The organism is Kitasatospora sp. NPDC088548 (assembly GCF_044753005.1).
In the GTDB taxonomy this organism is placed as follows: domain Bacteria; phylum Actinomycetota; class Actinomycetes; order Streptomycetales; family Streptomycetaceae; genus Kitasatospora.
Genome location: NZ_JBIVMI010000009.1, coordinates 1 through 20615, shown reverse-complemented (window position 1 = coordinate 20615; position 20615 = coordinate 1). Strand labels below are relative to the sequence as shown.

At 71.9% G+C, this 20615-nt stretch carries 19 protein-coding genes; 17 read left to right on the top strand and 2 right to left on the bottom strand.

Features of this window, described 5'->3' with window-relative positions:
* Positions 1–100: 100 nt before the first annotated feature.
* On the bottom strand, positions 101–1747 hold the full coding sequence (locus tag ACIP82_RS13835) for a hypothetical protein (RefSeq protein WP_400653568.1): 1647 nt from the start codon (positions 1745–1747) through the stop codon (positions 101–103).
* Between the two features lie 182 nt (positions 1748–1929).
* Between ACIP82_RS13835 and ACIP82_RS13830 the strand changes: the two genes are divergently transcribed.
* Positions 1930–2364, top strand: coding sequence for a thiol-disulfide oxidoreductase DCC family protein (locus ACIP82_RS13830; protein ID WP_400653567.1), 435 nt, complete (start codon positions 1930–1932; stop codon positions 2362–2364).
* 37 nt (positions 2365–2401) lie between these two features.
* On the opposite strand, the gene ACIP82_RS13825 is transcribed toward ACIP82_RS13830, so the two are convergent.
* Positions 2402–4453 (bottom strand): elongation factor G-like protein EF-G2, encoded by a 2052-nt coding sequence (locus ACIP82_RS13825; RefSeq protein ID WP_400653566.1) that lies wholly within the window; start codon positions 4451–4453, stop codon positions 2402–2404.
* 277 nt (positions 4454–4730) lie between these two features.
* Between ACIP82_RS13825 and pgsA the strand changes: the two genes are divergently transcribed.
* From pgsA to ACIP82_RS13745, 16 genes are all read left to right on the top strand, one after another.
* On the top strand, positions 4731–5378 hold the full coding sequence (pgsA, locus tag ACIP82_RS13820; protein WP_363614766.1) for a phosphatidylinositol phosphate synthase: 648 nt from the start codon (positions 4731–4733) through the stop codon (positions 5376–5378).
* Positions 5375–6379: a phosphatidylinositol mannoside acyltransferase gene (locus ACIP82_RS13815; protein ID WP_400653660.1), complete on the top strand. Its 1005-nt coding sequence runs from the start codon at positions 5375–5377 to the stop codon at positions 6377–6379. The genes pgsA and ACIP82_RS13815 overlap by 4 nt, the downstream gene beginning before the upstream one ends.
* 17 nt (positions 6380–6396) lie before the next feature.
* Complete coding sequence (locus ACIP82_RS13810; RefSeq protein ID WP_363614769.1) at positions 6397–7581, top strand: glycosyltransferase family 4 protein; 1185 nt, start codon at positions 6397–6399, stop codon at positions 7579–7581.
* A gap of 58 nt (positions 7582–7639) precedes the next feature.
* Positions 7640–8005 (top strand): 5-carboxymethyl-2-hydroxymuconate Delta-isomerase, encoded by a 366-nt coding sequence (locus tag ACIP82_RS13805; protein WP_400653565.1) that lies wholly within the window; start codon positions 7640–7642, stop codon positions 8003–8005.
* 98 nt (positions 8006–8103) lie between these two features.
* Entirely contained in the window at positions 8104–8604 is a 501-nt protein-coding gene (locus tag ACIP82_RS13800) for a hypothetical protein (RefSeq protein WP_363614788.1), read from the top strand.
* A 134-nt stretch (positions 8605–8738) separates the two neighbouring features.
* Positions 8739–9650, top strand: a complete 912-nt coding sequence (gene pdxS, locus ACIP82_RS13795; protein WP_030258885.1) for a pyridoxal 5'-phosphate synthase lyase subunit PdxS — start codon at positions 8739–8741, stop codon at positions 9648–9650.
* A 93-nt stretch (positions 9651–9743) separates the two neighbouring features.
* A complete protein-coding gene (gene pdxT, locus ACIP82_RS13790; RefSeq protein ID WP_363614773.1) occupies positions 9744–10364 on the top strand; it encodes a pyridoxal 5'-phosphate synthase glutaminase subunit PdxT in 621 nt (206 codons plus the stop codon).
* 79 nt (positions 10365–10443) lie between these two features.
* Positions 10444–11202 carry a YebC/PmpR family DNA-binding transcriptional regulator gene (locus tag ACIP82_RS13785; protein ID WP_209410139.1) on the top strand — a complete coding sequence of 253 codons (759 nt, stop codon included), beginning with the start codon at positions 10444–10446 and terminating at the stop codon, positions 11200–11202.
* 114 nt (positions 11203–11316) lie between these two features.
* Positions 11317–11880 (top strand): crossover junction endodeoxyribonuclease RuvC, encoded by a 564-nt coding sequence (ruvC, locus tag ACIP82_RS13780; RefSeq protein ID WP_400653564.1) that lies wholly within the window; start codon positions 11317–11319, stop codon positions 11878–11880.
* The gene (gene ruvA / locus ACIP82_RS13775; RefSeq protein WP_363614778.1) at positions 11877–12488 is read left to right on the top strand and encodes a Holliday junction branch migration protein RuvA; all 612 of its coding nucleotides are present in this window, start codon (positions 11877–11879) and stop codon (positions 12486–12488) included. Before ruvC ends, ruvA begins: the two co-directional genes overlap by 4 nt.
* A gap of 54 nt (positions 12489–12542) precedes the next feature.
* Entirely contained in the window at positions 12543–13619 is a 1077-nt protein-coding gene (gene ruvB / locus ACIP82_RS13770) for a Holliday junction branch migration DNA helicase RuvB (protein WP_363614780.1), read from the top strand.
* 250 nt (positions 13620–13869) lie between these two features.
* A complete protein-coding gene (yajC, locus tag ACIP82_RS13765) occupies positions 13870–14277 on the top strand; it encodes a preprotein translocase subunit YajC (RefSeq protein ID WP_400653563.1) in 408 nt (135 codons plus the stop codon).
* Between the two features lie 147 nt (positions 14278–14424).
* Positions 14425–16203: a protein translocase subunit SecD gene (gene secD, locus ACIP82_RS13760; protein ID WP_400653562.1), complete on the top strand. Its 1779-nt coding sequence runs from the start codon at positions 14425–14427 to the stop codon at positions 16201–16203.
* 4 nt (positions 16204–16207) lie between these two features.
* Positions 16208–17314, top strand: coding sequence for a protein translocase subunit SecF (secF, locus tag ACIP82_RS13755; RefSeq protein WP_363614784.1), 1107 nt, complete (start codon positions 16208–16210; stop codon positions 17312–17314).
* 25 nt (positions 17315–17339) lie between these two features.
* Positions 17340–17891, top strand: coding sequence for an adenine phosphoribosyltransferase (locus ACIP82_RS13750; protein ID WP_363614786.1), 552 nt, complete (start codon positions 17340–17342; stop codon positions 17889–17891).
* A gap of 164 nt (positions 17892–18055) precedes the next feature.
* The gene (locus ACIP82_RS13745; protein WP_400653561.1) at positions 18056–20488 is read left to right on the top strand and encodes a RelA/SpoT family protein; all 2433 of its coding nucleotides are present in this window, start codon (positions 18056–18058) and stop codon (positions 20486–20488) included.
* Positions 20489–20615 lie beyond the last annotated feature (127 nt).

The window sequence follows — 20615 nt, the reverse complement described above, 5'->3', positions numbered from 1 at the left end:
GGGCGTGGGTGGCGCCGGGGGGCTGCGCCCCCCCCCCCCCCCGGGCCGGGGGGGGGCCCCCCCCCCCGCCCCCCGGCGGGCGGGCCCCTCCGCACATCGCTCAGCCGGCGTCGTAGCTGTCGACGCGGAACGGGCGGGTGCCCTGTGCCTCGGACTTGATGATCGAGGCACGGTTCTTGAAGCGGTCGGTGTCCAGGTCGTGCTCCTCCAGGAACTCCAGCGTGGCCGCGTGCACCGCGCTGAGCACCGGGACGGAGGCGTTGAGCGCGTTGTCGGTCATGAACCGGCTGCCCCACGGCGGCGAGGCCCAGGCGTGCCGCAGGCCGAACGGCTCGGGCAGGCCGAGGCCGCCGCCGAGCCAGGAGAGCAGACCGGGGGCGCGCACCAACGGCGCGCGGACGGCCTGGCGCACCACCTCGTCGTTGTCGATCAGGGGGAGCTGGATGGTGCGCTCCTCCCAGAACTTGCCGGTCTTCGGTTCGGTCTTCTCCTTCGGCTTGGGCTTGTCGAAGAAGACGCCGTTGACCGGGCCGAGGGCGTAGCCGGCGACCGTGACCGTCAGGGTGTTGGCGAGCACGGTGACGGTCACGGTGAAGGTGATGATCAGCTTGCCGTCGAAGGTGATGAACTGGGTGGCGAGGTAGTGCCGGGGACCGCCGCCGGCGAAGGTCTGCCGGTCGGCGACGGTCTGGACGGCGAACTCGCGCATCCGGTCGCCGTCCATGTCGGCACCGCCGGGCCGGCTGATCTCGTCGGCGCTCTCGCCGACTTCGAGGACCACCCACTGCTTCACCGAGACGTTGGTCATACCGCTGTTGGCGACCTCGCTGATGCCCAGGCCCTTGAGCCGGCCGGCGATCTTGCGGACCAGGTCCCAGGGGTGGAAGGCCCGGAAGTCGGCGTGACCCTCGGCGGGTTGCAGCACGTCGATGAGCCGCCACTCGCCCCAGCGCTTTCCGACACCGAGGATCCCCTTGGGGCCGGCGTAGTGCTGGACGTTGGTCTCCTGCTCGGCCTCCAGACGGCCGAGCTTGGCGCGCAGGTCGGCGGCCTTCTTGTCGAGGTCGTCCCGGGGGACGGCCTTGGGCACGGTGGCGGCGACGGCACTGCCCTCGACGAGGGCCTGCCAGCGGGCGCGCAGGTCCTCGGTGGTGCGCAGCACGATCCGTTTGGCGAGGTACCAGCCGATGACCGGGGCGAGCATGACCACACGCAGATAGATGCCGAACAGGCCGCCGGCGGGCGGTCGCAGGGCGAGCAGTACGGCGATGGCGGCCGCCCCGACGAGGACGAGACCGCCGTAGAGGCCGGCCCGGTCGGGGCTGTCCTTCTTGAGCCAGGCGCGGAGCTGGAACGCGGCGAGCCAGATCAGGGTGCCGGGCAGGAAGAGGACGCCGGTGACGACGGTGATGGTGGTGAGCCGACGGTCGCGGGCGTCGCGGATTTCCTGTGCGGCGAGGCAGTGCTCGACGATCTGGCGGGTGTCGGTCCCGAAGGAGGGCACGACGGGTTTGCGTCCGGCACCGAGGGTGCGGGCGATGACGGCACGGCTGAAGGCCTCGCCGAGGTTGGGCCGGAAGAGTGAGAAGCGGCCCTTCTTCTCGGTGGCCGCGGTCACCTTCCCGACGAACTCGGAGATCTCGCCGTCCCGGTAGGCCGCCGAGGAGAGCGCCTGGGTGACGGCGGTCTGCGGGCCCGCGTCGGTCCGGGGTATCTGCGCACCCGGGGTCATGTCGAGTGTGGTCACGGTGGCGTCCCCTCCTCCCCTTGTCAGCGGCAGGGTACCGTGCCGCGGTGCCGGCGCGCGGATGATCGTCTGAAGTGCCGTCACGATCGGGCCGCGGCGGGCCTGTGGGGCATGATGCCCATGTTTCGGGCAGTCGATGCCCCTGCGGCGGACCGGCGGCCGTGATGGTGCACGATGGGGGCATGGTGCGTTCGAAGGGGCCTGTGGTGAAGGATCCGGTACTGGTCTTCGACGGGGACTGCGCGTTCTGTACGACGTGCGCGAACTGGGCGGAGCGGTATCTGCGGCAGACCCTGGCCTCGGGGGGCTGGGAGGCGGTGCCGTTCCAGTTCGCGGACCTGGCGGCGCTGGATGCCGCGGCCGGGGGGCGTGGAGAGGTGAACGCGGAGCGCGCGGAGCGCGAGGTGCTCTGGGTGACGCCGGCGGGCCGGGTGTACGGCGGGGCGCAGGCGGTGGCGCGGCTGCTGATGCGCTCGGGCGGGGTCTGGGCGTATCTGGGCGGGGTGCTGGCGCTGGCGCCGGTGCGGCCGGTGGCGGCCGTGGTGTACCGCTGGGTGGCCCGGAACCGCGACCGGATGCCGGGCGGCACACCGGCGTGCGCGCTGCCGCGGCGGTAGGGCGTCTCCTGCGGCGCGAGCCGCGGCCCGGGCCCGGTCAGCCGCCGGTGAAGCGGGCCGCGAGGGCGGCGGGCATGGGTTCGTGGCGCAGCCGGGCGCGGGAGAACTCGGCGGTGCCGTGGGTGAGCGAGCGCAGGTCGACGGGGTAACGGTTCAGTTCGAGCTCGGGGACCTCGGCGCGCAGCAGGGTGAGGCCGGGGCCGCCGGTCTCGGTGCCGAGGACACGGCCGCGGCGGGCCGAGAGGTCGCCGAGGACGGCGCCGAGGTAGTCGTCGGGCAGCAGGACCGTGACGGCGGCGACGGGTTCGAGCAGCCGGATGACGGCGTGCTCGGCGGCGTCGCGCAGGGCGAGGGCGGCGGCGGTCTGGAAGGCGGAGTCGGAGGAGTCGACGGAGTGCGCCTTGCCGTCGGTGAGCGTGACCCGGACGTCGACGAGCGGGTGCCCGGTGGCGACACCCTTGGCGAGCTGGGCGCGGACGCCCTTCTCGACCGAGGGGATGAAGTGTTTGGGGACGGAGCCGCCGACGACGTGCTCCTGGAACTCGAAGCCGGAGCCGGCGGGGAGGGGCTCGACCTCCAGGTCGCAGATGGCGTACTGGCCGTGGCCGCCGGACTGCTTGACCAGGCGGCCGTGGCCGGTGGCGGCGGTGCCGAAGGTCTCGCGCAGGGCGACCTGGTGCTCGACGGTGTCGACGTGGACGCCGTGGCGACCGCGCAGGCGGTCGAGGACGACCTCGGCGTGGGCCTCGCCGGTGCACCAGAGGACGAGCTGGTGGGTGTCGGGGTTCTGTTCGAGGCGGAGGGCCGGGTCCTCGGCGGTGAGACGGGCGAGGGCCTGCGAGAGCCTGTCGTCGTCGGCCTTGCTGTGGGCCTCGACGGCGATCGGGAGCAGGGGCTCGGGGAGGGGCCAGCCGTCGAGTTCGACCGGCCGGCCGGGCTCGTGGACGGTGTCGCCGGCCCGGGCGGTGGTGAGTTTGGCGGCGCAGACGAGGTCGCCGGCGGTGGCGTGCGGGACGGGCCGCTGGAGTTTGCCAAAGGGGCTGCTGAGGCCGGTGACGCGCTCGTCGCCGTTCTGGTCGGCGGGGTGCTCGGGGCCAGCGAGGTGGATCCGGGTGTCGGGGCGCAGGGTGCCGGCGTAGACGCGCAGCAGGCTGATCCGGCCGACGTAGGTGTCGCCGGTGACGCGGACGATCTGGGCGGCGAGCGGGGCGTCGGGGTCGCAGTCGGGGCCGGGGCGGGTGCGTTCGGTGGGGTCGGGGAAGGCGGTGGTGACGAGGTCGAGGAGTTCGGCGGTGCCGATGCCGGTGTCGGTGGTGGGCAGGGCGGGGTGGAGGGTGCAGGCGAGGACCTCGCGGCGCAGGCCGGCCTCGAGGGCGTCGGTGTCGAGGGGTTCGCCGGCGAGGTAACGCTCCATCAGGGTGTCGTCCTGGCCGGAGATGGCCTCGACGAGGCTCTCCCGGGCGGCGCTGGTGTCGGGCAGCGGGGCGGCCCGGCCGTAGGTGCGGCCGGTGAGCAGGTCGACGGTGCCGACGGGGTGGCCGTCGTGGTGGACGGGCAGGTAGAGCGGGCGCAGGGTGTCGGGGCCCAGGCCGAAGGCGTCGTGGCAGGCGGTGAGGATGTCGTCGAAGCCGCTGCGGGCGATGTCGAGTTTGGCGACGGCGATGGCGCGGGGGATGCCCTCGGCGGCGCACTCGCGCCAGAGGGCGCGGGTGGGGGCGGTGACCGGGTCGGTGGCGGAGACGACGAAGACGGCGCCGTCGGCGGCGTGCAGGGCGGCGCGCAGGTCGGCGGCGAAGTCGGGGTGGCCGGGCGGGTCCAGCAGGTTGACCTTGACGCCGTTCCATTCGAGCGGGAGCACCGAGAGCTGGACGGAGCGCTGCTGCTGGTGCTCGATCTCCTCGTGGTCGGAGACGGTGGTGCCGTCGGTGACGCGTCCGGGGCGGCCGATGGCGCCGGCGGTGAGGGCGAGGGATTCGGCGAGAGTGGTCTTGCCCACGCCGCTGCAGCCGATGAGGACGACGTTGCGCAGATTGCGGGGGCCGGTGACGGTGGGCGCCTGGCCGGCTCGGGCGGTGCTGCGGTCGGGCATCGGGGTCTCCTCCCGTCGCGCCGAGGCTGTCGTGACGAGTCTAGGTGCGGTGTTCGCGAGGCCGCGTGTCGTACGGCGGCGCGGTCACCGCGTGTGTGTGCCCGTGCGCCGGGGGTGCCGGTGGGGCGGGCGTCGGGGGCCGGCGGGCGGTGCGGTGCGCCGGAGGGTGTCCCCGGCGTGGCTACGATGGGTGCGCCGGGTGGGCTGATCCGTCCGGCCGTCTGCCGCACTCTGGCGCCAGGCGGGTACCAGGGAGATCGGAGCGGTCGGGAAGGCCATGCTCAACAAATACGCGCGTGCCTTCTTCACACGTGTCCTGACCCCGTTCGCCGCGTTTCTGATCCGGCTGGGCGTGAGCCCGGACGCCGTGACGCTGATCGGTACGGCCGGTTCGGTGGCCGGTGCGCTGGTGTTCTTCCCCCGCGGGGAGTTCTTCTGGGGCACCATCACGATCACGCTGTTCATCTTCTCGGACCTGGTGGACGGGAACATGGCGCGCCAGCTGGGGCGGAGTTCCAAGTGGGGCGCGTTCCTGGACTCCACGCTGGACCGGGTGGCCGATGCGGCGATCTTCGGCGGACTGGCGATGTGGTACGCGGGCAAGGGTGACAACAACCTGCTCTGCGCGGTGGCGATCTTCTGTCTGGCGAGCGGTCTGGTGGTGTCGTACACCAAGGCGAGGGCGGAGAGCCAGGGTCTGCCGTGTGATGTGTCGGGGCTGGTGGAACGGGCCGAGCGGCTGGTGATCAGCCTGGTCGCGGCCGGTGTCGCGGGTCTGCACACGTTCGGTGTGCCGTACGTGGAGTGGCTGCTGCCGGTCGCGCTGTGGCTGGTGGCGGCGGGCAGCCTGGTGACCGTGGTCCAGCGGATGGTGACGGTGCGCCGGGAGGCGTTCGAGGCCGACCGTGTGGCGGCCGGGAGCTGAAGGGGGGCGGGCCTTCGGTGAAGGACCGACTGGTGTACTCGGCGTACGCGCTGGGCTGGACGGCGTTGAAGCACCTGCCGGAGCCGGCCGCGCGCGGTCTGTTCGACCGGATCGCCGACTACGCGTGGCGCAAGCGCGGCAAGCGGGTGCTGCAGCTGGAGGCGAATCTGCGGCGGGTCTGCCCGGAGGCGGAGGGGGCCCGGCTGCGGGAGCTGTCGCGGGCCGGGATGCGCTCCTACATGCGGTACTGGATGGAGTCCTTCCGGCTGCCGGTATGGAGCCGGGAGCGGATCGCCCGGGATGTCCAGGTGGAGGGTTTCGAGCAGCTGCGGGCGACGCTGGACTCGGGCCGCGGCGCGGTCATCGCCCTGCCGCACTCGGGCAACTGGGATCTGGCGGGCGCCTGGGTGGCCTCCGAGGGATACCCGTTCACCACGGTCGCGGAGCGGCTGAAGCCGGAGCGGCTGTTCGACCGGTTCGTGGCGTTCCGGGAGAGTCTGGGCATGGAGGTCCTGGCGCTGACCGGCGGCGGGGTCAATGTGATCGGCACGCTGGCCCGCCGGCTGCGCGAGGGCCGGATGGTCTGCCTGGTGGGCGACCGGGACCTCTCGGAGGCGGGCATCGAGGTGTCCTTCTTCGGCGAGGCGACCAGGATGCCGGCCGGCCCGGCGGCGCTCTGCCAGCGGACCGGCGCGGCGCTGATGCCGGTGACGCTCTGGTACGACGGCCCGGTGCTGCGGGCGCGGATCCACCCGGAGGTCGTGCCTCCGGCGGAGGGCGACCGCAAGGCGAAGACCCAAGCGATGGTGCAGGCGATGGCGGACGTCTGGGCGGAGGGGATCCGCGAGCACCCCGAGGACTGGCACATGCTGCAACGGTTCTGGCTGGCCGACCTCCCGGTCCGTGAGACCGTGGGGGTGCCCGCCGCACAGCCGTCGAAGGTCGTCAGGCCCGCCGCGGAGCAGGTCGGCGAGCCCGCCGCCGAGGCCTCCGGGCCCTGAAGGAGCATGAGGAACCAGTGAAGATCGGCATCGTCTGCCCGTACGACTGGGACGTCCCCGGCGGGGTGCAGTTCCACATCCGGGACCTGGCCGAGCACCTGATCGGCCTCGGCCACGAGGTGTCGGTGCTGGCACCCGCCGAGGACGACGAGGCGCTGCCGCCGTACGTGGTCTCGGCCGGGCGGGCGGTGGCGGTGCCGTACAACGGCTCGGTGGCGCGGCTGAGCTTCGGCATCCTGTCGGCGGCGCGGGTGCGGCGGTGGCTGCACGACGGGCGGTTCGACATCCTCCACGTGCACGAGCCGGCCTCGCCGAGTCTGTCGATGCTGGCCGCCTGGTCGGCGTCCGGGCCGATGGTGGGGACCTTCCACACGTCCAACCCGCGTTCGCGGGCGATGATCGCGGCCTCGCCGATCCTCCAGCCGGGCCTGGAGAAGATGCGGGCCCGGATCGCGGTGAGCGAGTACGCCCGGCGGACCCTGGTCGAGCACCTGGGCGGCGACGCGGTGGTGATCCCCAACGGGGTGGATGTCGGGTTCTTCGCCGAGGCCGAGCCGGACCCGCGCTGGACCGGTGGCGCGGCCGCCGGCGAGCCCGGCACGATCGGCTTCATCGGCCGGATCAACGAGCCGCGCAAGGGCCTGCCGACGCTGCTGGCCGCGCTGCCGAGGATCCTGGCCGAGCGGCCCGGGGTGCGGCTGCTGGTGGCCGGCAAGGGCGACGAGGAGGAGGCCGTCGCGGGTCTGGCGCCCGAGGTCCGCCGACAGGTGGAGTTCCTCGGCATGGTGAGCGACCGGGACAAGGCGCGGCTGCTGCGCAGCGTGGACCTGTACGTGGCGCCGAACACCGGTGGCGAGAGCTTCGGGATCATCCTGGTCGAGGCGATGTCGGCGGGGGCTCCGGTGCTGGCCAGCGACCTGGACGCGTTCAAGCAGGTGCTGGACGGCGGCGACGCGGGCGAGCTGTTCCCGGTGGAGGACGCGGACGCGCTGGCCCGGACGGCGCTGCGGCTGCTGGGGGACCCGGGCCGGCTGGAGGAGTTGCGCAAGGCGGCGTCCCGGCATGTGCGGCGGTTCGACTGGTCGACGGTCGGCGCCGACATCCTGGCGGTGTACGAGACGGTGACCGCGGGCGCGGCGGCCGTGGTCGAGGAGGACGAGCGCAGCGGGCGCCGCGGCCGGTTCGGCCTGGCCCGGGACTGACCGGCGGTTAGGGTGTGCCGGACGACCCGTCCGGCACACCCCGACCTCGGAGGACCCCATGCCGCAGATCTCCGTCGACTACTCGCCGAGTCTGGTGGGTTCCTTCGACCCCGGGGCGCTGGGGGTGGCGATCACCGGGCTCACCGTGAAGACGATCAACGCCTCGCCGCAGGCGTGCAAGACGCTCTTCCGCCGGATCGACGACTTCGTGGTGGGCGAGAGCACGGGCCCCGACACCCAGGTGTTCGTGGAGTTCCAGATCTTCCCCGGCCGCTCGCCGGAGGCCAAGGCGGCGCTCAGCGAGGCCGTCCTGGCGCTGCTGGCCGAGCACATCGCGCCGGCGGCCGGCACCCGGCTGTACACCGCGGTGAACATCACCGAGATCGACCGCGACAGCTACCGCAGCACCGTCGCCGAGGGCTGACGCGGCGGCACCGTCCGAGGCCGGGGCCCCGGAACCCGGTAGCGTAGCGCCCCGTGACTACCTGGATCTGGGCCGGCGTGGCCGTGGTGCTGTTCGGCATGTACCTGAGTTGGACGGCCGGCCGGCTGGACCGGTTGCACGCGCGGATCGACGCCGCCAGGGCGGCGCTGGACGCGCAGCTGGTCCGCCGGGCCTCGGTCGCGATGGAGCTGGCGACCTCCTCCCTGCTGGACCCGGCGGCCTCGCTGCTGCTGCTGGACGCCGCGCACGCCGCCCGGCAGGCCGAGGACGAGCAGCGCGAGGTGGCGGAGAGTCAGCTGAGCCTGGCCCTGCGGGCGGTGCTCGCCGAGTCGGAGCAGGTCGCCGTGCTGGTGGCCGAGCCGGGCGGCGAGGAGGCGGTGAAGGACCTGACGGCGGCGGTGCGCCGGGTGCCGCTGGCCCGCCGGTTCCACAACGACGCGGTGCGCGCGGCCCGGGCGGTGCGCGAGCACCGGCTGGTGCGGTACTTCCGGCTGGCGGGCAAGGCGCCCTTCCCGATGGCCTTCGAGATGGACGACACGCCGCCGCCGGCGCTCACCCCCGAGGGCGCTCCGGCCTGAACCGACCCGGCGTCCGGATCCGGCCTGTTTGTCGTATCCCGTGGGCCGGGCTGGACTTGGTGGCGCATGGAGGGGCCGTTTCTTCCGCCTACCATAGGGCGATAGCACTGGTTCATCTTCGAGTGAGGTCTCACGTGTCCACCACCCCCACCACCGCAGACCAGCCGCAGATCGGTACCGCCCGGGTGAAGCGCGGCATGGCCGAGCAGCTCAAGGGCGGTGTGATCATGGACGTGGTCAACGCCGAGCAGGCCAAGATCGCCGAGGACGCCGGCGCTGTCGCCGTCATGGCCCTGGAGCGGGTTCCGGCCGACATCCGCAAGGACGGCGGCGTCGCCCGCATGTCGGACCCGAACATGATCGAGGAGATCATCGCCGCGGTCTCGATCCCGGTCATGGCCAAGTCCCGGATCGGCCACTTCGTCGAGGCCCAGGTCCTGCAGTCGCTCGGTGTGGACTACATCGACGAGTCCGAGGTGCTGACCCCGGCCGACGAGGTCAACCACTCCGACAAGTGGGCCTTCACCACCCCCTTCGTCTGTGGCGCCACCAACCTGGGCGAGGCCCTGCGCCGCATCGCCGAGGGCGCGGCCATGATCCGCTCCAAGGGCGAGGCCGGCACCGGCAACGTGGTCGAGGCCGTCCGCCACCTGCGCCAGATCAAGAACGAGATCGCCAAGCTGCGCGGCTTCGACAACAACGAGCTGTACGCCGCCGCCAAGGAGCTGCGCGCCCCGTACGAGCTGGTCAAGGAGGTCGCCGAGCTGGGCAAGCTGCCGGTCGTGCTGTTCTCCGCCGGTGGCGTGGCCACCCCGGCCGACGCCGCGCTGATGCGCCAGCTGGGCGCCGAGGGCGTCTTCGTCGGCTCGGGCATCTTCAAGTCGGGCGACCCGGCCAAGCGCGCCGCCGCCATCGTCAAGGCCACCACCTTCTTCGACGACCCGAAGATCATCGCCGACGCCTCCCGCAACCTGGGCGAGGCCATGGTCGGCATCAACTGCGACACCCTGCCGGAGACCGAGCGCTACGCCAACCGCGGCTGGTAGTCACCCGCGACCCGGGCCGGCCCGCCGCAGCGCCTCGGCGCGCGGCGGGCCGCGCCACGTATTCCCGAAGAACGATCGAACGAGGTTGAGACCGTGAGCACTCCAGTCATCGGCGTCCTCGCCCTGCAGGGCGACGTCCGCGAGCACCTGGTCGCGCTGGCCGAGGCCGACGCGCTCGCCCGCCCGGTGCGCCGTGCCGAGGAGCTGGCCGAGGTCGACGCGCTGGTGATCCCCGGCGGGGAGTCCACCACCATGTCCAAGCTGGCGCTGCTGTTCGGCGTGATGGACCCGCTGCGCGCACGGGTCGCCGCGGGCATGCCGGTGTACGGCACCTGCGCGGGCATGATCATGCTGGCTGACAAGATCCTGGACGGCCGGGACGACCAGGAGACCGTCGGCGGCATCGACATGACCGTGCGCCGCAACGCCTTCGGCCGCCAGAACGAGTCCTTCGAGTCCGGTGTCACCTTCGCGGGTCTGACCGACGGCCCGGTGCAGGGCGTGTTCATCCGCGCCCCCTGGGTCGAGTCGGTGGGCGCGGGTGTCGAGGTGCTGGCCGAGCTGCCGGCCGCCGACGGCCCGGAGAGCCGGATCGTGGCCGTGCGCCAGGGCAACCTGCTGGCGACCTCCTTCCACCCGGAGCTCACCGGTGACCACCGGGTGCACGGCTACTTCGTGTCGATGGTCGAGGAGCACCTCGCCGCCGCGCGCTGACCGTGTGCCATCCGGTGGTGACGACACCGGTAAGATCTCATCTGTTTCATTTCCCTTTGGCGACGTAAAGGAGCTGGCGATGTCCGGCCACTCTAAGTGGGCTACCACCAAGCACAAGAAGGCCGTGATCGACGCCAAGCGCGGCAAGCTCTTCGCCAAGATGATCAAGAACATCGAGGTGGCGGCGCGCACCGGTGGCGGCGATCCGGCGGGTAACCCGACGCTCTACGACGCCATCCAGAAGGCGAAGAAGAGCTCGGTCCCGATCGACAACATCAACCGGGCCGTCAAGCGCGGTTCGGGCGCCGAGGCCGGCGGCGCCGACTACTCGACGATCATGTACGAGGGCTACGGCCCGAACGGTGTCGCGGTCCTCATCGAGTGCCTCACCGACAACCGCAACCGCGCCGCCTCCGACGTGCGCGTGGCGATGACCCGCAACGGTGGCTCGATGGCCGACCCGGGCTCGGTCTCCTACCTGTTCAACCGCAAGGGCGTCGTGATCGTCCCCAAGGCCGACGGCGTGGACGAGGACAAGCTCTTCGAGGTCGTCCTGGACCAGGAGCCCGAGGAGATCAACGACCTCGGCGAGTCGTTCGAGATCGTGTCCGAGGCCTCGAAGATGGTCGACGTCCGCACCGCCCTGGTCGACGCCGGCATCGACTACGACTCGGCCGAGGCCAACTTCCTCCCGAGCATGCAGGTCGAGCTGGACGTCGACGGCGCCCGCAAGATCCTGAAGCTGATCGACGCCTTGGAGGACAGCGACGACGTGCAGAACGTCTTCGCCAACTTCGACATCAGCGACGAGGTCGGTGCGCAGCTCGACGCCGAGTGATCGTTCTCACTCCCCGGCCCGGTGGTCCCCTGGACCGCCGGGCCGGTGTCGTCGGTCGGGTTGTCGGACCCGGACGGTAGCCTTCGCAGGTCGAGGACGAGAGGCGGGGCCGAAGTGCGGGTACTGGGTGTGGACCCGGGGCTGACCAGGTGCGGTATCGGCGTGGTGGACGGTGCGCCGGGCCGGCCGCTGCGGATGGTCGGGGTGGGCGTGGTGCGCACCCCCGCCGACGCGGAGATCGGGCCGCGGCTGCTGCTGGTCGAGCAGGGCATCGAGAGCTGGCTCGACGAGCACCGGCCCGACCTGGTCGCCGTCGAGCGGGTCTTCGCCCAGCACAACGTCCGCACCGTGATGGGCACCGCCCAGGCCAGCGCCGTCGCGATGCTCTGCGCCACCCGGCGCGGCATACCTGTCACCCTGCACACCCCCAGCGAGGTCAAGGCCGCCGTCACCGGCTCGGGCCGGGCCGACAAGGCCCAGGTCACCGCCATGGTGCAGCGCCTGCTGCGGCTCGACGCCCCGCCCAAGCCGGCCGACGCCGCCGACGCGCTGGCGCTGGCCATCTGCCACATCTGGCGCGGCGGCGCCACCGACCGGATCGCCGCCGCCCTCGCCAAGGCGGCGCCGCCCGCCGTCCGCCCGTCCTCCGTCCGCGCCCCCCGAGGAGCCACCCGATGATCGCCTTCGTCCAGGGCCCGGTGGCCGCCATCAGCGGCGGGACCGTCGTCGTCGAGGTCGGTGGCGTCGGCATGGCCGTCCAGTGCACCCCCGCCACCACTGCGGGCCTGCGGCTCGGCGAACCCGCCCGGCTCGCCACCTCGCTGGTCGTCCGGGAGGACTCGCTCACCCTGTACGGCTTCGCCGACGACGACGAGCGGGCCGTCTTCGAGATCCTCCAGGCCGCGCCCGGTGTCGGACCGCGCCTGGCCCAGGCGATGCTCGGCGTGCACAGCCCCGACGAACTGCGTGCCGCCGTCGCCTCGGGCAACGAGAAGGCGCTGATCGCGGTGCCCGGCATCGGCAAGGCCAAGGCCGCCAAGCTGCTGCTGGAGTACAAGGACAAGCTCGGCGCCCCGCACGGCAGCGTCCCCGCCCAGAAGGCGATCGCCGCCGGGCCCGCGCCGTGGAGCGAGCAGCTGCACTCCGCGCTGGTCGGCCTCGGCTACGCGCCGCGCGAGGCGGACGAGGCGGTCACCGCCGTCACCCCGGAGGCGGAGGCGCAGTCCGTCACGGACGTCGGGGCCCTGCTCAGGGCGGCGCTGCGCACCCTCAACCGCGCCCGCTGACAGCACCGCGCGATCTGACCATCTGTCACCTTGTCGACATTGGAGCCCGCACCGATGAGCCCGTACGACTCCGAACCGGCCGACCGGCTGGTGACGGCCGCCGCCGACGGCGAGGACCAGGCGGTCGAGGCGGCGCTGCGTCCCAAGCAGCTGGACGAGTTCATCGGCCAGGAGCGGGTGCGCGAGCAGCTCTCCCTGGTGCTCCAGGCCGCCCGCAAGCGCGGCACCGCGCCGGACCACGTGCTGCTCAGCGGACCGCCCGGGCTCGGCAAGACGACCCTCTCCATGATCATCGCGGCCGAGCTGGGCGCCCCGATCCGGATCACCTCGGGACCGGCCATCCAGCACGCGGGGGATCTCGCGGCGATCCTCTCCTCCCTCACCGAGGGCGAGGTGCTCTTCCTCGACGAGATCCACCGGATGTCCCGGCCGGCCGAGGAGATGCTCTACATGGCGATGGAGGACTTCCGGGTCGACGTGATCGTCGGCAAGGGCCCGGGCGCCACCGCCATTCCGCTGGAACTGCCGCCGTTCACCCTGGTCGGCGCCACCACCAGGGCCGGCCTGCTGCCGCCGCCGCTGCGCGACCGGTTCGGCTTCACCGGGCACATGGAGTTCTACGCGCCGGCCGAGCTCCAGCGGGTGGTGCACCGCTCGGCCGCCCTGCTGGACGTCGAGATCGACCCGGCCGGCGCCGCCGAGATCGCCGGCCGCTCCCGGGGCACCCCGCGGATCGCCAACCGGCTGCTGCGCCGGGTCCGCGACTACGCCCAGGTCCGGCACGACGGCGTGGTCACCCCGGAGATCGCCGCCCAGGCGCTGGCCGTCTACGAGGTGGACGCCCGCGGTCTGGACCGGCTGGACCGCGCGGTGCTGGACGCGCTGCTGCGGCTGTTCGGCGGGGGCCCGGTCGGTTTGTCGACACTGGCGGTCGCCGTGGGGGAGGAGGCCGAGACGGTCGAGGAGGTCGCCGAGCCGTTCCTGGTCCGCGAGGGCCTGCTCGCCCGCACTCCGCGCGGGCGGATCGCCACCCCCGCCGCCTGGCAGCACCTCGGGCTCACCCCGCCGGTCCAGACCACCCGGGGCACGGTGCCACCACAGGCGGAACTTTTCCCGGCCGACGAGGGCTGAACGGGTGAAGGGTGGCCGGCCGGCTCCGGCGCGGGGGCCCGAACGGGCCTGTGCGCAGGGGCCCGGGGGAGAAGTTCCGGGGAAACTGTGCAGGCGGAGGGTCGCCACTTTCGGTGGCAGGATGCGATGCTTGGCGTTGTCCGATCAGTTCGGGGTCGCCTAGACTCCGCCGGACCGCCCCTCTCACCTGACGGGCCGACCAATACCACACAGGCCGCCGGCCGGCGGCCCGTAAAGGACCCTGGCTGCAGTGAACCTCATCATCCTTCTCCTCCCGATCATCGCGATCGTGCTCATGTTCCGGTCGCAGAAGAAGCGCCAGCAGCAGATGCAGCAGATGCAGACGGCGCTGGAGCCCGGGGCGGGGGTGCGCACCATTGGCGGCCTGTATGCCCAGGTGAAGGCGATCAACGACGAGACCGTCGAGCTCGAGATCGCGCCCGGTGTGGTCTCCCACTTCACCAAGAGCGCGATCGCGGCCGTCCTGGACCCGCAGGAGTACGACGCGATCATCAACGGCCGCCCCGCCGATGACGAGCTGACCGAGCCGGAGGCCGAGGACGCCGACGCCGAGCCGGTCGAGGACAAGCCGCTGACGCTGACCAAGGACAGCGCCGCGAAGGGCGATGTCGAGGGCGGGGCTTCCGCGAGCAAGTAGTACGGTCCGGGCAACCGCCCGGCCGCGCGGCGCAGTGCCGCGAGCCCACAGGACCTCAGGGCCGCAGATCCGCCATGCCCCCGTCCCGCCGCGAGCCGGACGGGGGTCCGGTCGGGGAGGTGGCATGGACAGGGAGAAACGAGCAAGGTGGCAGCACCCAAGTCGCGCCCGCGCGACGGCTACCCAGGGCGGGCACTGGCCCTCATCCTGGTCGTCACCGTCGGACTGGTCGCCCTCATGTTCGGGACGGGCCACACCAAGCCCCGCCTCGGGATCGACCTCGCAGGCGGCACCAGCATCACGCTGACCGCGAAGTCGACCGACCCCAAGGCGATCAACAAGTCCAACATGGACATCGCGACCGGGATCATCGAGCAGCGTGTCAACGGGATGGGCGTCTCCGAGGCGGAGGTCCAGACCCAGGGCGACGAGAACATCATCGTCAACATCCCCAAGGGCGGTGACAAGCAGAGCGCGGTCGACCAGGTCGGAACCACCGCGAAGCTGTTCTTCCGCCCCGTCCTCGCCCTCGCGCCGAGCGGCATCGCCGCCCCGGCACCGGCCCCGAGCGGGACCCCCTCGGCGACCGGCTCCGCCGCCCCGGGCGCGACCCCCCCGGCCGCCGGTACGGCATCGGCGGGTGCCACCACCGCCACGCCGAGCGCCACCAAGCAGGGCCGCGCGGCCAGTGAGGCCCTCGCGGCCGACGCCACCCCGTCCGCGACCGCCACCACCGGCGCGAGTGCCGCCCCGAGCGCTCCCACCGACCCGGTCACGCCGGACCTCTCCAGCGCGATGACCCAGGGCACCGTGCCGCCGTCGCTGGCGGCCGACTTCGCCAAGCTCGACTGCACCAAGCCCGAGCAGCGCAAGAACTTCCAGACGGGTGACGACCAGCCGGCCATCGCCTGCACCCAGAAGGACGAGCAGGGCGTCTACTACAAGCTCGCCCTCGGCCCGGTCGCGGTGAAGGGCGCCGACGTCTCCAAGGCGCAGGCCACCATCGACACCCAGCAGGGTGCCGGCTGGCAGGTCCAGCTCCAGTTCAACGGCACCGGCACCGACGCCTTCACGGCGGTCACCGGCCAGCTCGCCACCCAGCCCAGCCCGACCAACCAGTTCGCCATCGTGCTGGACGGCCAGGTCGTCTCCCACCCGTACGTGCGCAACGCCATCCCCGGCGGCTCGGCCGTGATCTCCGGCAGCTTCAGCCAGCCGGAGGCGCAGAGCCTCGCCAACGTGCTGAGCTTCGGCGCCCTGCCGCTGGAGTTCACCACCAGCGACGTCACCACCGTCTCCCCGCAGCTCGGCGGCGACCAGCTGAAGGCCGGCCTGATCGCCGGCGCCATCGGCATGCTGCTGGTGATCGTGTACTCGCTGATGTACTACCGCGGCCTCGGCCTGGTCTCGATCGCCGGTCTGCTCGTCTCGGCGGCCCTGACCTACTCGATCATGAGCCTGCTCGGCGCGGGGATCGGCTTCGCGCTGAACCTGCCGGCCGTCTGCGGCGCGATCGTCGCGATCGGTATCACCGCGGACTCCTTCATCGTCTACTTCGAGCGCATCCGCGACGAGGTCCGCGAGGGCGCCCTGCTGCGCCCGGCGGTCCAGCGGGCCTGGCCGCGCGCCCGGCGCACCATCCTGGTGTCGGACTTCGTGTCCTTCCTCTGTGCCGCCGTGCTCTACCTGGTCTCGGTCGGCAAGGTGCAGGGCTTCGCCTTCACCCTGGGCCTGACCACCGCGCTCGACGTGGTGGTGATCTTCCTCTTCACCAAGCCGCTGATCACGCTGCTGGCCCGCCGCAAGTTCTTCGCGGACGGCCACCCGTGGTCCGGTCTGGACCCGAAGCGCCTTGGCGCCCGCCCGCCGCTGCGCAGCACCCGTCGCCGCAGCTCCTCCTCCTCTGCCGCCGTGAAGGAGGCCTGACACCGTGTCACGCTTCTCCAATCTGGGTCACCGGCTCTACCAGGGCGAGGTCAGCTTCGACTTCGTCGGGCGCCGCAAGCTCTGGTACAGCATCTCCGCTGTGATCGTCCTGGTCGCCGCGATCGGCCTGGCGATGGGTCTGCACCTGGGGATCGAGTTCAAGGGCGGCTCGGTCTACACCGTCAACAAGCCGGGGCTGACCGTCTCGCAGGCGCAGGACGCGGCGAACAAGATCGCCCACTCCAACGCGCTGGTCCAGTCGACGGACAACGGCAAGATCCGCATCCAGGTCAGCTCCGAGGACGAGGAGACGGTCTCCGCGGCGACCTTCACCGACCAGCTGTCCAAGGAGCTCGGCGTCCCGGTCGCCGAGATCGACACCCAGGTGATCGGCCCCAGCTGGGGTAAGCAGATCTCCCAGAAGGCCCTCACCGGCCTGATCATCTTCATGGTGCTGGTGACGGTCTACCTGGCGATCGCCTTCGAGTGGCGGATGGCGGTGGCGGCGCTGGTCGCCCTCATCCACGACCTCCTGATCACCATCGGCGTGTACGCCCTGGTGGGCTTCGAGGTCACCCCCGGTACGGTGATCGGCTTCCTGACCATCCTCGGGTACTCGCTCTACGACACGGTCGTCGTCTTCGACACCGTGAAGGAGAACACCAAGGGGCTCACCAAGCAGAACAAGCGCACCTACAGCGAGGCCGCCAACATGGGCCTCAACCAGACCCTGGTGCGCTCGCTCAACACCACCGTGGTCGCCCTGCTGCCGGTCGCCGCGCTGCTGTTCATCGGCGGCGGCTTCCTGGGCGCCGGCACCCTGAACGACATCTCGCTGGCGCTGTTCATCGGTCTCGCCGCCGGTGCCTACTCCTCGATCTGCGTCGCCACGCCGCTGCTGGCGCAGCTCAAGGAGGAGCAGCCGGAGATGAAGGCGCTCGCCAAGCGGGTCGCCCAGCGCCGCGCCGCGGACGCCAAGGCGGCCGCCGAGGGCGAGGGGACGCCGGCGGGGGAGGAGTTCGCCGACGGCGACCTGCCCGCGGGTATGGTCGGTCAGCGTGGCACGGCCGGTACCGTGCGTGCCAAGGGCCGTCCGTCCACCAAGCACTGAAGCCCGCCCGACCGTAAGGACTCTTGTGACCACCGCCGACATCGCCCTGACCGAGCTGCTGAACAGCCGGATCCGGGACGTCCCGGACTACCCGAAGCCGGGTGTGCTGTTCAAGGACATCGCGCCGCTGCTCGCCGACGCCGAGGCCTTCGGGGCCCTCACCCGGGCGCTGGCGGACCGGGCGACGGCCCTGGGCGCGACCAAGGTGGTGGGCCTGGAGGCGCGCGGCTTCGTGCTGGCGGCCCCGGCGGCCTTCGCGGCCGGGCTCGGCTTCGTGCCGATCCGCAAGAAGGGCAAGCTGCCCGGCGAGGTGTTCCAGCGCTCGTACGAGCTGGAGTACGGCTCGGCGACGCTGGAGGTGCAGTGCGACGCCTTCGCACCCGGTGAGCGGGTGCTGGTGGTGGACGACGTGCTGGCCACCGGCGGCACGATCGGCGCCTCGCTGGACCTGGTGAAGGAGGCCGGCGCCGAGTTGGTGGGCGTCGTGGTGCTGATGGAGCTGGGCTTCCTGGACGGCCGCGAGAGGCTCTCCGGACACCTGAACGGGGCTCCGCTGGAGACGCTGGTCACGGTCTGAGGTCAGACGGAAGGGCGGCGGTCGGATCATCCGACCGCCGCCCTTCGGGTGTCCGGGCCCGGGCGGCTGAACACCGGAGCGCCCGGCTCGGTACCATGAAGATTCATCCCCTCCCGGTTGTGCGAGCCGTACGAGGGGCAGGCCCGGTGCCCCGAGGAGTGTCCTTGCCCGACGAGGTTGTGCCCACGGCCCAAGCGGCCGCCCCCGAAGACCGTCCCACGCCCTCGGGGGCCACCCCGGCACGCCCGGCGCCGACCTCCTCCCGCCCGGTGGCTCCGGCCACCCGCCCCTCCTCCTCCGGCGGTATGCGCGCCCGCCTGGCCCGCCTCGGCGGCCAGCGTTCCAGCGTGCTCAACCCGGTGCTGGAACCGCTGTTCCGCTCGATCCGGGCGAACGACCCCAAGGCCGACCCGGCCCTGCTGCGGGACATCGAGAAGGCCTACGCCGTCGCCGAGAAGTGGCACCGCGGGCAGAAGCGCAAGAGCGGCGACCCGTACATCACCCACCCGCTGGCCGTCGCGACCATCCTGGCCGAGCTGGGTATGGACGCCCCGACCCTGATGGCCGGGCTGCTGCACGACACCGTCGAGGACACCGACTACGGCCTGGAGACCCTCCGCAAGGACTTCGGCGACTCGGTGGCCCTGCTGGTGGACGGCGTCACCAAGCTGGACCGGGTCAAGTTCGGCGAGGCCGCGCAGGCCGAGACCGTCCGCAAGATGGTCGTCGCGATGGCCAAGGACCCGCGGGTCCTGGTGATCAAGCTGGCCGACCGCCTGCACAACATGCGCACCATGCGCTACCTCAAGCGGGAGAAGCAGGAGAAGAAGGCCCGCGAGACGCTGGAGATCTACGCCCCGCTGGCACACCGGCTGGGCATGAACACCATCAAGTGGGAGCTGGAGGACCTCGCCTTCGCGATCCTCTACCCCAAGATGTACGACGAGATCGTCCGCCTGGTCGCCGAGCGCGCGCCCAAGCGCGACGAGTACCTGGCGACCGTCATCGACCAGGTCCAGGGCGATCTGCGCGGGGCCCGGATCACCGCCTCGGTCACCGGCCGGCCGAAGCACTACTACTCGGTCTACCAGAAGATGATCGTCCGGGGCCGGGACTTCGCCGAGATCTACGACCTGGTGGGCATCCGGGTCCTGGTCGACACCGTCCGCGACTGCTACGCGGCGCTGGGCACCATCCACGCGCGGTGGAACCCGGTGCCGGGGCGGTTCAAGGACTACATCGCGATGCCCAAGTTCAACATGTACCAGTCGCTGCACACCACGGTGATCGGTCCTGGCGGCAAGCCCGTCGAGCTGCAGATCCGCACCTTCGACATGCACCGCCGGGCCGAGTACGGCATCGCCGCGCACTGGAAGTACAAGCAGCGCGCGGTGGCCGGCGCCTCCAAGGTCCGCACCGACACCCCGGCCCAGACCCGCAAGGACGACAAGGCCGGCGCCGTCAACGAGATGGCCTGGCTGCGGCAGCTGCTGGACTGGCAGAAGGAGACCGAGGACCCGAGCGAGTTCCTGGAGTCGCTGCGCTTCGACCTCTCCAACAACGAGGTCTTCGTCTTCACGCCCAAGGGCGACGTCATAGCCCTGCCGGCCGGTGCCACCCCGGTGGACTTCGCCTTCGCCGTCCACACCGAGGTCGGCTACCGCTGCATCGGGGCACGGGTCAACGGGCGGCTGGTGCCGCTGGAGTCGACCCTGGAGAACGGCGACAGCGTCGAGGTGTTCACCTCCAAGGCGGAGAACGCCGGCCCCTCCCGGGACTGGCTGGGCTTCGTCAAGTCGCCGCGGGCCCGCAACAAGATCCGCGCCTGGTTCTCCAAGGAGCGCCGCGAGGAGGCGATCGAGCACGGCAAGGACGCGATCGCCCGGGCGATGCGCAAGCAGGGCCTGCCGATCCAGCGGATCCTGACCGGCGACTCGCTGGTCACCCTGGCCCACGAGATGCGCTACCCCGACATCTCCTCGCTGTACGCCGCGATCGGCGAGGGCCACGTCACCGCGCAGAACATCGTGCAGAAGCTGGTGCAGGCGCTCGGCGGGGAGGAGGGCGCCACCGAGGACCTCGCGGAGACCGCCACCCCGACGCACGACACCCGCCGGGCGGTGCGCCGCCGGGCCAAGGGCGATCCGGGTGTCATCGTCAAGGGCGTCGAGGACGTCTGGGTCAAGCTCTCCCGCTGCTGCACCCCCGTCCCGGGCGACCCGATCGTGGGCTTCGTGACCCGCGGCAACGGCGTCTCGGTGCACCGCGCCGACTGCGTCAACGTGGAGGCGCTCAGCCAGCAGCCCGAGCGGATGATAGAGGTCGAGTGGGCGGCCACCCAGTCCTCGGTCTTCCTGGTGGCCATCCAGGTCGAGGCGCTGGACCGGTCCCGGCTCCTCTCGGACGTCACCCGGGTCCTGTCCGACCAGCACGTCAACATCCTGTCGGCGGCGGTGCAGACCTCCCGCGACCGGGTGGCGATGAGCCGCTTCACCTTCGAGATGGGCGACCCGAAGCACCTCGGCCACGTCCTCAAGGCGGTCCGCGGCGTCGAGGGCGTGTACGACGTCTACCGCGTCACCTCGGCCCGCAAGTAGGGCCGGGGCAACGGAAAGGCCCCCGGGGACTCCTTGGGTTCAAGGGGTCGTCGCAACACCACTTGGTTTTAGGTGGTGAGTAGATCACGTAGACGCTCGGCTGGGGTATTCCAGCCGAGCGTCTTGC

What these genes read in the sequence shown, in the direction of transcription:
- ACIP82_RS13830 (WP_400653567.1), top strand. Translation starts at nt 1,930, where the DNA reads ATGGTGCGTTCGAAGGGGCCTGTGGTGAAGGATCCGGTACTGGTCTTC.
- ACIP82_RS13825 (WP_400653566.1), bottom strand. Translation starts at nt 4,453, where the DNA reads ATGCCCGACCGCAGCACCGCCCGAGCCGGCCAGGCGCCCACCGTCACC.
- pgsA (WP_363614766.1), top strand. Translation starts at nt 4,731, where the DNA reads ATGCTCAACAAATACGCGCGTGCCTTCTTCACACGTGTCCTGACCCCG.
- ACIP82_RS13805 (WP_400653565.1), top strand. Translation starts at nt 7,640, where the DNA reads ATGCCGCAGATCTCCGTCGACTACTCGCCGAGTCTGGTGGGTTCCTTC.
- ACIP82_RS13800 (WP_363614788.1), top strand. Translation starts at nt 8,104, where the DNA reads ATGTACCTGAGTTGGACGGCCGGCCGGCTGGACCGGTTGCACGCGCGG.
- ACIP82_RS13785 (WP_209410139.1), top strand. Translation starts at nt 10,444, where the DNA reads ATGTCCGGCCACTCTAAGTGGGCTACCACCAAGCACAAGAAGGCCGTG.
- ruvA (WP_363614778.1), top strand. Translation starts at nt 11,877, where the DNA reads ATGATCGCCTTCGTCCAGGGCCCGGTGGCCGCCATCAGCGGCGGGACC.
- ruvB (WP_363614780.1), top strand. Translation starts at nt 12,543, where the DNA reads ATGAGCCCGTACGACTCCGAACCGGCCGACCGGCTGGTGACGGCCGCC.